This window comes from Mesorhizobium sp. L2C066B000 (genome assembly GCF_000502335.1).
Classification (GTDB): Bacteria; Pseudomonadota; Alphaproteobacteria; order Rhizobiales; family Rhizobiaceae; genus Mesorhizobium.
In genome coordinates this window covers 24,389-36,435 of sequence record NZ_AYWZ01000026.1, presented here as the reverse complement: position 1 = coordinate 36,435, position 12,047 = coordinate 24,389, and the positions used below count along the sequence as shown (strand labels likewise).

Sequence of the window (12,047 nt, the reverse complement as noted above, 5' to 3'; positions counted from 1 at the left end):
CTGTTTCTACGACGTGTGAGGATCATCTGCCCTGCCCGGGAATCTTCAGCCGATAAGGCGCGCCGAAATGCTCGATCCTGATCTGCTGCTGGCCCATGAACAAGGTGTCGCTGGACAGCGTGCGCACGGCGTCGCACCGATGCGAAAACCGGCGAGCAGCCACATGCCGATGGCATCCCATCGAGCCGGTCGGCGGCTACTGGGCGGTGGTGAGCCAGTATGGATGTTGTCGCAATCGGCCAAGCGGGCATTCGGATGCCACGAGCGGCGCTGCTTTGCCAACAACGCGTATCTGACCACGGTCCTGACATGTTACTCCCTTGCTTCGCCCCATCCATCGCGATGGCACCCACGGCATGGTTGTGGATCGGCATGCTCTTGCCGTCTCGCCAAACGGAGCTTCAAAAACCGTGCCAATTGCGCCGAGGCAAGCTCAGAAGAAGTTCTGTCCTTGGTGATGTGAGTTCACCCAAGAACTCAGGCCAACATCCCTCGTGCCGGACCCGACAAACCCGACAGCACGTGTCGATTGGCCGACACCTTATCAGCAATCAAGAGGCACCAGTGCGAGAGATGCCGCGCTGTGTTGAAACGTTTTTTGGCTTTGGCACGGTGCATGCAACGTGATGGGCAAGCAGGTCGCGGACTGAGGAGAATGGAGCCATGATTACGCTCACCGACAACGCTGTTGCCGCCTTCAAGACTGCTCTTTGCCGTGCCAGCGAGCCGGCGGAAGGCTTTCGCATTATGGTCGAGGCCGGCGGCTGCGCAGGCTTCAAATACTTAATGGGCCTGGAGAGCGTGTCGCGCGAGGGCGACGCGATCACTGACACAGATGGGGTCAAGCTGTTCGTGGACGCGGGCTCCCAACCCCATGTAGCCGGCATGACCGTCGACTTCCTCACCGGGCTCCAATCTTCCGGTTTTGTCTTCGATAACCCCAATGCGCGCGAAAAGTGCGGCTGCGGCAAGTCCTTCAGTTAAACGCCCGAAGCGCCTGTGCGGCCGACAGAGTGATTTTGCGGCAGAGGAGACTTATATGGCCGGCACAACAGATGTCCCCGTCCTAAAAAACAAGACAAGGTCAAAGCCGATCTCGGGACCGCCATTCGCTCCCAGTAGGATTCAAAGAACGTCGCCTCCCGAAGCAGCTCGGTTCCTGGTGGCACCCGAGCTGCTTGCGGACAAATCGCGCCGCTGCGCCAAATTCGGCTCATCGGTAGCGTTATCGCGTTCGGGCGTCCTTACCTGCGGGCTGACCTACGGCCACTGCGAACATGTCCATATCGACGGAGATCCGGTTTACGTCAAACACTCCGGGCGCCTGCGCGCGCTGCCAGTCCAAATGATCATCAACGGCATGCGCCAGAGGCTCAACGAGTCGGTCTAGCGCTCGCGTCATTCTGTTTAACTGAGGATCGCACCTATGAAGCCTGTCTACCTCGACAACAACGCAACCACACGGGTCGATCCTGAGGTCGTGCAAGCGATGTTGCCGTTCTTTAGGGATCAATTCGGCAACCCTTCGTCGGCACACGCTCTTGGCGCCTCAGTCAGTGCGGCGGTGAGAAAGGCGCGGAGGCAGTTGCAAGCTCTGATCGGCGCGGAGTTCGAGGATGAGATCACTTTCACCTCGGGTGGGACAGAAAGCGACAATGCAGCGCTTCTTTCAGCGCTCGAGGCGGCGCCCAACCGAACCGAGATCGTGACGTCCGCGGTCGAGCATCCCGCCGTGCTGACGCTCTGCGCGCATCTTGAGAAGACCCGCCGCCTCAAGGTGCACAGGATCCCGGTGGATTGCCGTGGTCGGCTCGATCTCGACGCCTATATGGCCGCCCTCACCCCACAGGTTGCAATCGTGTCAATAATGTGGGCGAACAACGAGACTGGTGTGATCTTCCCCGTGGCAAGGCTTTCCGAGTTGGCCAAGGAAGTGGGCGCCCTATTCCATACCGATGCTGTGCAGGCGGTCGGCAAGCTTCCGATGGACCTGAAGTCGACCGCAATCGACATGCTGTCGCTCTCCGGCCACAAGCTGCACGGGCCGAAAGGGATCGGTGCGCTTTTCGTAAAACGTGGCGTCGATTTCCATTCGCTGATCAAGGGGGGTCACCAAGAGCACAACCGGCGTGCTGGCACCGAGAATACGCCCGGCATAGCCGGGCTCGGCACGGCGGCCGAACTCGCCTTGAAATTCATGGACGACGAGACCACACGGGTAAAGTCGCTCCGCGATCGCCTGGAGGGCGGGATCCTCCAGCGCATCCCAAGCACCTGTGTCACTGGTGATCCCTTGCAACGGTTGCCCAACACCGCAAACATCTCCTTCGAACATGTCGAAAGTGATGGAATTCCACTTCTCCTCAGCCGCATTGGCATCGCGTGTTCCTCTGGCTCGGCCTGCACCTCCGGCTCTCTGGAACCAAGCCATGTCCTAAGCGCGATGAAAACGCCACACGCGGCAGTCCGCTTCTCCTTGGCGCGGGACAACAGCGAAGAGGACATCGACCGGGTGCTCGAGGTCATGCCGGGAATCGTGGGGAAGCTGCGCAGCTTTTCCGGTTCTGGGCCGGGTAGTCCGGTCTATGCGTGAGCCGCAGAAGAACAGGCTGCCTGTCATGACCGGTCATGTCTCCCTCAACGATACGACCTTGCGCGATGGCGAGCAGGCGCCGGGCGTCGCCTTCACCACGACGGAAAAGCTGGAGATCGCTGAGTCTCTTGCGGCGGCTGGCGTGACAGAGATCGAGATCGGCACGCCGGTCATGGGCGTCGACGAGATGGAAACAATTCGCGCCGTGGTAGCGCGGCGTCTTCCGGTTCGGCTCATGGCCTGGTGCCGGATGACGTCATTGGATCTCGATGCAGCGATCGAGAGCGGCGTCCAAGCGGTCAATTTGTCGCTGCCTGCGTCGGACATCCAACTTGCCGCCAAGCTCGGCCTCGACAAGGCGGGAGCGCTCCAGGTCATCGATCATATGGTGAGGCGCGCCGCCGCCGCCGGCTTCTTCGTCGCGGTGGGCTGCGAGGATGCCTCGCGGGCCAATCGGGATCATCTCGCCCGCGTCATCGAGACGGCCGCACGCGCTGGCGCAAGCCGCGTGAGGCTGGCCGACACAGTCGGTGTTCTCGACCCGTTTTCGACCTTCGAACTTGTCGCCCAGCTCGTGGTGCAGTCTCCAATCGACCTTGAATTTCATGCGCACAACGATCTCGGACTTGCTGCCGCCAACACGCTGGCCGGGATCCGCGCAGGCGCGCGCCATGCCTCCGTCACCGTCCTGGGGCTCGGCGAGCGTGCGGGCAATGCCGCGCTAGAGGAGGTGGCCGCCGCAATGGCGGTCTTCGACGGCGCAGACACCGGCATTGAGCTGACCGCATTGCCCGGCCTCGCCGCCCAGGTGGCTTGGGCCGCCCGCCGGCCGACCGCGGCCACTAAGCCAGTCGTCGGCGCCGATGTTTTCACCCACGAATCCGGCATTCACGTCGCAGGGCTGCTGAAGGACTCGCGTACTTATCAGGGGCTCGATCCGACTCTCGTGGGCCGCTGCCGGCGGATCGTCATCGGCAAGCATTCCGGCGCCACTGCGATTGCCCATGTGTTGAGCGAAAGCGGTCGCGATCTCGACCCGGATCTGGCAGCCGCGATGGTGGCCCGCGTCCGGCGCGAGGCGGCCGAGACCAAATCGACCGTCACTGCAACTCGACTGGTCGAGCTCTACGATGGAATGTGCAGCGAGGGATCCCTCATCGAGCTGTGCGGGTCCAAGTCAGCCGTGCGCGAGCGCACAGAGGCCACAGTTTTGCGACCAGGAAGAATGCAATGAATTGTTCCGCTGACAGCCGCCCCATGGATGTCACCGACATCCTCGCACGACTGAAGCGCTTGTCGGCTGCAGAGGAATTCTTCTCAGTCCTAGGCGTCGCCTATGACCCGAAGGTACTGAATGTCTCGCGGCTCCATATCATGAAGCGTGTGGGCCAATACCTCGCCGAAGAAGATTTCTCCGGTCTGCCCGACCAGGTGATTGCCGCGAGGGTGCGCGCGACGCTCGAACGAGCTTACGAGGACTTTGCGATTTCCTCGCCGCTCACGCATCGGATTTTCAAGGTGCTCAAGGACCACGATCCGAACAAACCTGCAGCGCCGGGTCACACCTTTGTTCCGTTCGACTCGGTACTGAAGCGGTTCGGACGGGAATGATCGGCGACAAGGGTGCGACGCTACAATGTCGAGCAGCCGCCAAATGCGGTCATCACCACAGCGCCGTCAGAAGCAACCAGCCGAAGTTGTAGGAAAGGGGGAGCGCAAGAGACTTGGCACGAATAATGCGGACAAAGGAGATAACCGCAATGCCGGACCCGGACAGGAGCCTAGAGAAACCGCCAATGCACATCGTAATCTGCATCAAGCAGGTGCCGGACTCGGCACAGATAAGGGTCCATCCGGTCACGAACACGATCATGCGCCAGGGTGTTCCGACCATCATCAACCCTTACGACCTGTTCGCCCTCGAAGAAGCGCTCAGACTGCGCGACGCACATGGCGGCGAAGTCACTGTGCTCACCATGGGTCCGCCCATGGCAGAGGACGCGCTGCGCAAGGCGCTCGGTTACGGCGCCGACCGAGCGGTGCTCTTGACCGACCGCTATTTTGCCGGCTCCGACACGCTGGCAACCTCGTTCGCCCTTTCCCAGGCAATCGCGAAGATTGGCGAGACGTTCGGCACGCCAGACCTCGTCTTCACCGGCAAGCAGACGATCGATGGCGACACCGCCCAGGTCGGGCCCGGCATCGCCAAGCGCCTCGGACTCCTGCAACTGACCTATGTCGCGAAGATCCCTTCTGTCGACCTTGCTGCACGCGAGATCAAGGTCGAGCGCCGTTCCGAAGGCGGCACACAGATGCTGAAGAGCAGGCTCCCTTGCCTCATCACCATGCTGGAAGGCACAAACGAGATCCGCCGGGGCTCGATCCAGGACGCCTTGTGCGCCGCGCGCAGCCAGGTCTTGAAATGGAGCGCGGCCGACGCCGGCATTGAGGATCTCACCAAATGCGGCCTGCGCGGTTCACCGACGGTCGTCAAACGTGTTTTCGCCCCTCCTGCTCGAGCTGAAAAGGCGGCACAAATCGACACCGCCGAGAAGGCCTTGCGCGATGTCGCTGACGAACTCATCACCGCAATCTTCACCCGCCAGCCGGCGCTGGAACATGAGCTCGCCTTTAACGGCGGCGCGTGACGGCAAGGAGCAAAACGATGTCGACCGCGAACGGAGAAACCCCTCGCCCTGCCGCCGGCCGCGCCGGCATAAAGAAGGAGTTGCCCGCCCATTTCAAGGACTATCGGCACGTTTGGGTTTTCATCGAGCTCGAACGTGGCGAGGTCCATCCGGTATCATTCGAACTGCTCGGCGAAGGCCGCAACTTAGCAGACAAGCTTCAGGTCCAGCTTGCAGGCGTCGTGCTTGGACCGCCGGGAGAGGCCGTCGGGAACGCCGTTGCCGAAGCATTCGCGTATGGCGCTGACCTTGTCTACATCGCCGAGGCGCCCCTGCTCGCCGACTATCGGAATGAACCTTTCACCAAGGCGCTGACGGATCTGGTCGATACCCACAAACCCGAAATCCTTCTTCTCGGTGCCACCACACTGGGCAGGGATCTTGCCGGCTCCGTGGCGACGACCTTGCAGACGGGGCTCACGGCCGACTGCACCGAACTCGATGTGGATACCGACAGTTCGCTCGCCGCCACGCGTCCGACTTTCGGCGGTTCCTTGTTGTGCACGATCTATACGCTCAATTTCCGCCCGCAGATGGCGACCGTGCGGCCGAGGGTCATGCCCATGCCGCAGCGGACGGATAAACCGGTCGGGCGTGTCATCCGGCACAAGCTCTCGCTTGCCGAGGACGAGATCGCTACCAAAGTCCTCGGCTTCCTGCCGGACAATCAGTCGGCGAAGGCAAACCTTGCCTATGCCGACGTCGTGGTTGCGGGAGGCCTTGGTCTTGGCGCGGCGGAGAACCTGCAGCTTGTGAAGAACCTCGCACGAGCAATCGGCGCCGAGCACGGCTGTTCGCGTCCGTTGGTCCAGAAGAGCTGGATGCCAGCTGATCGGCAGATCGGCCAAACTGGCAAGACGATCCGGCCGAAGCTTTACATAGCGGCCGGGATTTCCGGCGCCGTCCAGCATCGGGTTGGCGTGGAGGGGGCGGATCTCATCGTGGCCATCAACACCGACCCGAACGCGCCGATTTTCGATTTCGCTCACCTCGGAATCGTCACCGACGCGATCCGCTTCCTGCCCGCACTGACGGAAGCCTTCACCCGGCGGCTGTCGCCCCACAGTCGCGATAAGCTTTCGAGCTAAGGGGATGGACATGATCGAGGAAAACTTCGACGCCATTGTTGTTGGGGCAGGCATGTCCGGAAACGCAGCTGCTTACACCATGGCCAGCCATGGCCTGAAGGTGCTGCAGTTGGAGCGGGGTGAATATCCGGGCTCCAAGAATGTCCAGGGTGCCATCATGTACGCGAACATGCTGGAGAAGATCATCCCGGATTTCCGGGATGATGCGCCTCTCGAGCGGCATTTGGTTGAACAGCGGCTTTGGGTGATGGACGACACATCCCATACAGGGATTCACTATAAGTCGGACGACTTCAATGAGGCGAAGCCCAACCGGTACACGATCATCCGTGCCCAGTTCGATAAATGGTTTTCGCGTAAGGTGCGCGCGGCCGGCGCGACCGTTCTGTGCGAGACGACCGTGACGGAACTCATCCGTGATGCCAATGACAGGGTGATCGGCGTCCGCACAGACCGGGCGGGCGGAGCCATCTACGCGGACGTGGTCGTTCTCGCAGAAGGTGTCTGCGGACTGCTTGGCACTCGAGCCGGCCTGCGCGAGATGCCAAAGCCGCAAACCGTGGCCCTCGCCGTCAAGGAAATGCATTTCTTGCCCGAAGAGGTCATTGAGCAGCGGTTCGGCGTAAAGGGCGATGAGGGCTGCGTGATCGAGGCGGTGGGCACGACCTCCCGCAGCATGGCCGGGCTCGGCTTCCTCTATACCAACAAGGAGTCCATCTCACTGGGCATTGGCTGCCTCGTCTCCGATTTTGCCGCGATGGTCGAGAGCCCCTACGTTCTCCTTGATGCCTTGAAGAGCCATCCTTCGATCCGGCCGCTGATCGCCGGCTCGGAAGTGAAAGAATATTCCGCACACCTCATTCCCGAAGGCGGCTACAAGGCTATTCCGCAGCTCTTTGGCGATGGTTGGGTCGTGGTCGGCGATGCCGCGCAACTGAACAACGCCATTCACCGCGAGGGTTCGAACCTCGCCATGACCTCCGGCCGCATTGCGGCTGAGGCAATCGTCGAGGTTAAGAGCCGCAACGGTCCGATGAACAAACGGAATCTCGCCCTTTACAAAGCCATGCTGGACAAGTCCTTCGTGGTCAAGGACCTGAGGAAATACAAAGACATGCCGGCCTTGCTCCACACCAATTCAAGCAATTATTTCACGACTTATCCGCGGTTGATGTCGCAAGCTGCGCAGAACTTCATGCGTGTCGACGGCACGCCGAAGATCGAGAAGGAAAAGGCGACCACGGCGGCCTTCATCAAGGCGCGCTCGCGCTGGGGGCTGGTCAGCGACGCGGTCCGCCTTGCATTGGCGTGGCGCTGAGGGGAGACGAAATGACCAGCGCAGCGACGAAGTCACGTGTCGAGGACAAGCTTTACCAGAACCGCTACTTGGTGGATTCCGGCCGCCCGCACATCAAAGTGCGACCGCACCAGAAGCCGAGCGCGAATTTGCTCGCGCTGACCCACGTCTGCCCGGCGAAATGTTATGAGTTGAACGACAAGGGTCAAGTGGAGATCACTGCCGACGGCTGCATGGAGTGCGGCACCTGCCGGATTTTGTGCGGGACGACTGGTGAGATCGAGTGGAACTATCCACGCGGCGGTTTCGGAATCCTCTTTAAATTCGGATGACCGGCGCACGCATGCCCTAAGCAGATACCGCGCTCAGGGACTCTACGATATGTGAAGGTGCTGACCGCGCCAAGCGAGCTGGAGATTACGCTCGCCATACGCTGGGCAATTGTCGTGAACGTCCTGCCCACGTTTCTGCAGACGGGTGATGGAGAAGTCGTCGTCTGGACGCTGAAGGAGAGCCGGAGATTGCCGCCACTGCCGGCAACACCCACGCACCTCAATCAGGCACTCGCCGCCTCATACCACAGGCTGTACTAGATCGAGCGGATTGCGGCTGCCGGCCAGTCTCATCGGCGCCTCCGCAGCAAGGTATCTCCCCTTAAGGCCGGCGTCCGGACCATGCCGCTTGTCGCCCGCATCTGACGGAACGCTAGTGGCTGATCGACGTGATTGACAAGGCCGGTTGGGTTTTGCCAGGGCGGCTCGTGTCCCTGGCCTCACGCCCTGGATAATCGGCTACGCCCTGCGCCGGCATGGTATCAAGGTTAAGAAGTTCGGGACGTCGTGATGACGTCAAGCGTAAGCAGCCCGGAGTGGTCTCGCTCACACTCTGCGCGCCCGAGGCTGCTAGCCTCGCGACCCTATTTGCCTGTCCACTGTCGTAAGCCCGACAGGTGTGTCGGAGCAATCCGAAGGAATGTGACACGGGAAGCCTATTCATGAACCGAAACAGCTCTTTGGGCTGGCATAGCTCTTGCGCTTTGAACTGCGACATCACGCAGCAACGGAGCCGTTCATGTCTGCACCGGCAATTTCGCTTGAGAGCCTCAGCACGACATTCGGTGACCAGTTGCTTGGCACCATGAAACTCGGGGGCTGCGCGTCTTCGTCCTGCGGCTCGTCGACAAAGCCCGACGACACGGATCCGGCTGTCTGGGAGAAGATCAAGGATCACCCCTGCTTTTCAGAAGAGGCGCATCACTATTTCGCTCGTATGCACGTCGCGGTCGCGCCGGGCTGCAACATCCAGTGCAACTACTGCAATCGCAAATATGACTGCGCCAACGAAAGCCGGCCTGGGGTAGCCTCTGAAAAGCTGACGCCCGATCAGGCGCTACGCAAGGTGATCGCGGTCGCCAACGAGGTGCCGCAGCTTTCCGTGCTCGGCATCGCCGGACCGGGCGACGCCTGCTACGACTGGAAGAAGACGAAGGCGACCTTCGCCAGGGTCGCCAGGGAAATCCCAGACATCAAGTTTTGCATATCCACGAATGGGCTGGCGCTGCCCGACCATGTCGATGAGCTTGCTGACATGAATGTCGATCACGTGACGATCACGATCAACATGGTCGACCCTGAGGTCGGCGCAAAGATCTATCCTTGGATCTTTCACGATCATCGCCGCTACATCGGCATTGAAGCCACCCGGATCCTGCACCAGCGGCAGATGTTGGGCCTGGAGATGCTGACCGCGCGGGGCATCCTCACCAAAATCAACTCGGTGGTGATCCCGGGCGTGAATGATGAGCATCTGATCGAGGTGAATAGATGGATTAAGGAGCGAGGCGCGTTCCTGCACAACCTTATGCCGCTGATTTCGGACCCGGCCCACGGCACGCACTACGGTCTGAGCGGGCAGCGCGGCCCAAACGCAATGGAGATGAAGGCTCTTCAGGATCGTGTCGAAGGTGGCGCCCAGTTGATGCGCCACTGCCGGCAGTGCCGGGCAGATGCCGTGGGCCTGCTCGGAGAAGATCGTGGCCAGGAATTCACAGTCGACCGGATTCCCGGCGAGGTCACCTACGATGCCAGCAAACGCAAGGCCTATCGGGAGCTGGTCGCGGAGGAGCGCCGTGATCACGTCGAGGCTAGGAGAGAAGCGATCGGATTGGTCAAGGCAGCGAGCCCCGGCAAGTCCCTTCTCTTCGCGGTGGCGACCAAGGGCGGCGGCCGCGTCAATGAGCATTTCGGCCATGCGAAGGAATTCCAGGTTTATCAAGCCTCGCTGAAAGGGATCAGCTTCGTCGGGCATCGGAAGGTGGACAAGTATTGCCTTGGCGGCTGGGGCGCAGAAGCCGCCCTCGATGGCGTCATCGCAGCGCTTCAAGGCATAGATATCGTGCTGTGCGCCAAGATTGGAAATTGCCCGCAGGATCAGCTCGCGGAGGCTGGAATCAGAGCCACCGACGCCTGTGCCCATGACTATATCGAGACAGCAATCAGCGCGATTTACATCGCCGCATCTGGGACCCCCACACTCGCGGCGACGGCCTGAGCTGTCTCATTCATTCGGACCAGGAGTTAAAATGGCTTTCAAGATCATCGCATCCCAATGCACCCAATGCGGCGCCTGCGAATTCGAATGTCCTTCCGGCGCGATCAAGTTCAAAGGCGAGAGCTACGTGATCGAGTCACAGAAGTGCACCGAATGCGAGGGGGTCTTCGATGCGCAGCAATGTGCCTCGGTATGTCCGGTGCCGAAGACCTGCGTTCCTGCGTAACGGACATTGGACTGCCGACATGGTTGGGGGCTGCCTACGCAGGACGCCTGGAACGCCTTGTTCGCAATCTCAGCCGCAAGAGAAATCAGGGAACGGACATGTCGCTCGGACGCGAAGAGGAGATCGAAATCCGCAGGCCTCCACGATTCATGCCGGGAGAGCGGGTACGTGCCACTCGCCACATAAAGAATGACGGCACCTATCCTGGCAGGGAGATCGGCGAAAATCTCGTGCGGAAGGGGGACGAGGGATATGTGCGCGACATTGGCACCTTTCTCCAGCAGTTCTTCATCTATGCGGTCGAGTGGATCGACCGTGGCACCGTAGTCGGTATGCGAGCGCGTGAACTGATGAGCCTCGACGAGGCCGAGGCGCCCTGCAGTGCTGAAAGCAATACCAATGAAGGGACGGCCAGATGAAAGTCATGATCCGCAGGACCGATGCTGGTTTGTCAGCGTATGTCCCCAAAAAGGACCTCGAAGAGCCGATCATCAAACTCGAGAAGGAAGAGTTGTGGGGCGGAACGGTCACGCTCAGGAACGGGTGGCGGCTCCTCCTACCCGATCTCCCACATGATACGCGTCTGCCGATCACCGTCGAGGCAAGGAAGATTTCCGAAGAGGGCTGATGCTGCCCCTAGGTGCGTCGCGAGGAAACGAGATGAACACGATCCTGACATCGGGCCACCTCGTCATTGTGCGGGACAGTTTTGCTGAAAAGCTGCTTGACCTGGCGAAGGAAGCGCTCGCCGCCGATGAGGTGATCCCCTATCTCGGTCCGGGTCTTCTTGAGTTGAACTGTGTGGAACCGCCTGCGCCGCATACCCCGGAGGTTGTTGCCGCGGCACTCAATGCACGGGCTCCAGCCCCTTCCAGGATCCGCACCAATATGTGGTCGGTTGCTCAGTTCATCGAACAGCGCCGGCATCGCCGGACGCTTCAAGCTTGGATGACCGACATATTCGCAGCGCCGGTGGGGCCGACCCCCTTCCACGCCTGGCTCGCAAGGCTGCCACTCTCCCTCATCATCGACAGCTGGTATGACAGCGCGATGCGCACGGCTCTGGTAGAGACCGGCCGAACGGACGTCGTTGAGATACAAGGCGTCACGCGCGCGAATGAAATCGGCAACATTTGGACGAAAACCTACGATTTGTCCGGGAGGGAGCTCGACCCCCGATTGGGGGCCAAGACGGTTCTCTATTCACCTCACGGGAGTATTAAGCCCGCGCAAAACTTTCTCGTCGCAGATTCCGACTACGTCGAAGTCCTGTCCGAAATTGATATCCAGACACCGATCCCAGACGCTGTGAAGGAACGGCGCATCACCCGTGGATTTTTCTTCGTTGGCTGCCGCTTCAACGATCAGATGCTGCGCACCTACGCCAGACAGATCATGAAGCGCTCCCGCGGTCCCTATTGCACCGTAATGGACGCGGAAACCCTGACCAGAAACGAAGCGCGTTTTCTTGCGGCAAGCGGAATCACGGTGATCGACATGCCACTAAGTCAAGCGGCGGCTCGGCTTGTGGGAACGGGCACGGCTGCAGGTTGAGGACGGGATTAACAATGGCGGATGCCTTTGATGATGTCTGCTTCGGCTTTCC

Annotated in this window: 16 protein-coding genes; 14 read left to right on the top strand and 2 right to left on the bottom strand. The window is 60.6% G+C overall.

The genetic code is table 11. The annotated features are described in order from the left end of the window. Positions 1 to 22 precede the first annotated feature (22 nt). On the bottom strand, positions 23 to 127 hold the full coding sequence (gene hemP / locus X733_RS1000000169965; RefSeq protein WP_023685012.1) for a hemin uptake protein HemP: 105 nt from the start codon (positions 125 to 127) through the stop codon (positions 23 to 25). Between the two features lie 536 nt (positions 128 to 663). Between hemP and X733_RS137620 the strand changes: the two genes are divergently transcribed. Genes X733_RS137620 through nifW form a run of 5 tightly spaced genes read left to right on the top strand, consistent with a single transcriptional unit; the run spans position 664 to position 4,204 of the window. Continuing rightward, positions 664 to 984 carry an iron-sulfur cluster assembly accessory protein gene (locus X733_RS137620; protein ID WP_023672207.1) on the top strand — a complete coding sequence of 107 codons (321 nt, stop codon included), beginning with the start codon at positions 664 to 666 and terminating at the stop codon, positions 982 to 984. Positions 985 to 1,039: 55 nt separating this feature from the next. After that, positions 1,040 to 1,390, top strand: a complete 351-nt coding sequence (locus X733_RS1000000169960; protein ID WP_155921674.1) for a hypothetical protein — start codon at positions 1,040 to 1,042, stop codon at positions 1,388 to 1,390. A 36-nt stretch (positions 1,391 to 1,426) separates the two neighbouring features. Next, positions 1,427 to 2,593, top strand: a complete 1,167-nt coding sequence (gene nifS / locus X733_RS137630) for a cysteine desulfurase NifS (RefSeq protein ID WP_023685015.1) — start codon at positions 1,427 to 1,429, stop codon at positions 2,591 to 2,593. Continuing rightward, positions 2,586 to 3,827, top strand: a complete 1,242-nt coding sequence (nifV, locus tag X733_RS137635; protein ID WP_023820272.1) for a homocitrate synthase — start codon at positions 2,586 to 2,588, stop codon at positions 3,825 to 3,827. The genes nifS and nifV overlap by 8 nt, the downstream gene beginning before the upstream one ends. Then, on the top strand, positions 3,824 to 4,204 hold the full coding sequence (gene nifW / locus X733_RS137640) for a nitrogenase stabilizing/protective protein NifW (RefSeq protein WP_023687348.1): 381 nt from the start codon (positions 3,824 to 3,826) through the stop codon (positions 4,202 to 4,204). The genes nifV and nifW overlap by 4 nt, the downstream gene beginning before the upstream one ends. Positions 4,205 to 4,256: 52 nt before the next feature. On the opposite strand, the gene X733_RS1000000170405 is transcribed toward nifW, so the two are convergent. Continuing rightward, the gene (locus X733_RS1000000170405) at positions 4,257 to 4,466 is read right to left on the bottom strand and encodes a hypothetical protein (protein ID WP_023708822.1); all 210 of its coding nucleotides are present in this window, start codon (positions 4,464 to 4,466) and stop codon (positions 4,257 to 4,259) included. On the opposite strand from X733_RS1000000170405, the gene X733_RS137645 reads away from it, so the two are divergent. The 9 genes from X733_RS137645 (at position 4,390) to X733_RS137685 (ending at position 11,995) form a co-directional block, all read left to right on the top strand. Continuing rightward, complete coding sequence (locus X733_RS137645) at positions 4,390 to 5,241, top strand: electron transfer flavoprotein subunit beta/FixA family protein (protein WP_023672212.1); 852 nt, start codon at positions 4,390 to 4,392, stop codon at positions 5,239 to 5,241. The genes X733_RS1000000170405 and X733_RS137645 overlap by 77 nt on opposite strands. A 17-nt stretch (positions 5,242 to 5,258) precedes the next feature. Next, positions 5,259 to 6,368 carry an electron transfer flavoprotein subunit alpha/FixB family protein gene (locus X733_RS137650; protein ID WP_023685019.1) on the top strand — a complete coding sequence of 370 codons (1,110 nt, stop codon included), beginning with the start codon at positions 5,259 to 5,261 and terminating at the stop codon, positions 6,366 to 6,368. A gap of 10 nt (positions 6,369 to 6,378) precedes the next feature. Next, on the top strand, positions 6,379 to 7,686 hold the full coding sequence (locus X733_RS137655; RefSeq protein ID WP_031194210.1) for an FAD-binding protein: 1,308 nt from the start codon (positions 6,379 to 6,381) through the stop codon (positions 7,684 to 7,686). A gap of 11 nt (positions 7,687 to 7,697) precedes the next feature. Beyond that, on the top strand, positions 7,698 to 7,997 hold the full coding sequence (locus tag X733_RS137660) for a ferredoxin family protein (protein ID WP_023806340.1): 300 nt from the start codon (positions 7,698 to 7,700) through the stop codon (positions 7,995 to 7,997). A gap of 739 nt (positions 7,998 to 8,736) precedes the next feature. Continuing rightward, positions 8,737 to 10,215 (top strand): nitrogenase cofactor biosynthesis protein NifB, encoded by a 1,479-nt coding sequence (gene nifB, locus X733_RS137665; protein ID WP_023820269.1) that lies wholly within the window; start codon positions 8,737 to 8,739, stop codon positions 10,213 to 10,215. Between the two features lie 31 nt (positions 10,216 to 10,246). After that, positions 10,247 to 10,441 (top strand): 4Fe-4S dicluster domain-containing protein, encoded by a 195-nt coding sequence (locus tag X733_RS137670; RefSeq protein ID WP_023672218.1) that lies wholly within the window; start codon positions 10,247 to 10,249, stop codon positions 10,439 to 10,441. Positions 10,442 to 10,539: 98 nt separating this feature from the next. Then, the gene (locus X733_RS137675) at positions 10,540 to 10,860 is read left to right on the top strand and encodes a nitrogen fixation protein NifZ (protein ID WP_023672219.1); all 321 of its coding nucleotides are present in this window, start codon (positions 10,540 to 10,542) and stop codon (positions 10,858 to 10,860) included. Then, positions 10,857 to 11,069 (top strand): putative nitrogen fixation protein NifT, encoded by a 213-nt coding sequence (nifT, locus tag X733_RS137680; RefSeq protein ID WP_023672220.1) that lies wholly within the window; start codon positions 10,857 to 10,859, stop codon positions 11,067 to 11,069. Before X733_RS137675 ends, nifT begins: the two co-directional genes overlap by 4 nt. Positions 11,070 to 11,101: 32 nt before the next feature. Beyond that, the gene (locus X733_RS137685; RefSeq protein WP_031194209.1) at positions 11,102 to 11,995 is read left to right on the top strand and encodes an SIR2 family protein; all 894 of its coding nucleotides are present in this window, start codon (positions 11,102 to 11,104) and stop codon (positions 11,993 to 11,995) included. Positions 11,996 to 12,047: the final 52 nt, after the last annotated feature.

What these genes read in the sequence shown, in the direction of transcription:
- X733_RS137645 (WP_023672212.1), top strand. Translation starts at nt 4,390, where the DNA reads ATGCACATCGTAATCTGCATCAAGCAGGTGCCGGACTCGGCACAGATA.
- X733_RS137655 (WP_031194210.1), top strand. Translation starts at nt 6,379, where the DNA reads ATGATCGAGGAAAACTTCGACGCCATTGTTGTTGGGGCAGGCATGTCC.
- X733_RS137620 (WP_023672207.1), top strand. Translation starts at nt 664, where the DNA reads ATGATTACGCTCACCGACAACGCTGTTGCCGCCTTCAAGACTGCTCTT.
- nifT (WP_023672220.1), top strand. Translation starts at nt 10,857, where the DNA reads ATGAAAGTCATGATCCGCAGGACCGATGCTGGTTTGTCAGCGTATGTC.
- X733_RS137670 (WP_023672218.1), top strand. Translation starts at nt 10,247, where the DNA reads ATGGCTTTCAAGATCATCGCATCCCAATGCACCCAATGCGGCGCCTGC.
- X733_RS137685 (WP_031194209.1), top strand. Translation starts at nt 11,102, where the DNA reads ATGAACACGATCCTGACATCGGGCCACCTCGTCATTGTGCGGGACAGT.
- X733_RS1000000170405 (WP_023708822.1), bottom strand. Translation starts at nt 4,466, where the DNA reads ATGATCGTGTTCGTGACCGGATGGACCCTTATCTGTGCCGAGTCCGGC.
- nifS (WP_023685015.1), top strand. Translation starts at nt 1,427, where the DNA reads ATGAAGCCTGTCTACCTCGACAACAACGCAACCACACGGGTCGATCCT.
- X733_RS137650 (WP_023685019.1), top strand. Translation starts at nt 5,259, where the DNA reads ATGTCGACCGCGAACGGAGAAACCCCTCGCCCTGCCGCCGGCCGCGCC.
- X733_RS1000000169960 (WP_155921674.1), top strand. Translation starts at nt 1,040, where the DNA reads ATGGCCGGCACAACAGATGTCCCCGTCCTAAAAAACAAGACAAGGTCA.
- nifB (WP_023820269.1), top strand. Translation starts at nt 8,737, where the DNA reads ATGTCTGCACCGGCAATTTCGCTTGAGAGCCTCAGCACGACATTCGGT.
- nifV (WP_023820272.1), top strand. Translation starts at nt 2,586, where the DNA reads ATGCGTGAGCCGCAGAAGAACAGGCTGCCTGTCATGACCGGTCATGTC.
- X733_RS137675 (WP_023672219.1), top strand. Translation starts at nt 10,540, where the DNA reads ATGTCGCTCGGACGCGAAGAGGAGATCGAAATCCGCAGGCCTCCACGA.
- nifW (WP_023687348.1), top strand. Translation starts at nt 3,824, where the DNA reads ATGAATTGTTCCGCTGACAGCCGCCCCATGGATGTCACCGACATCCTC.
- X733_RS137660 (WP_023806340.1), top strand. Translation starts at nt 7,698, where the DNA reads ATGACCAGCGCAGCGACGAAGTCACGTGTCGAGGACAAGCTTTACCAG.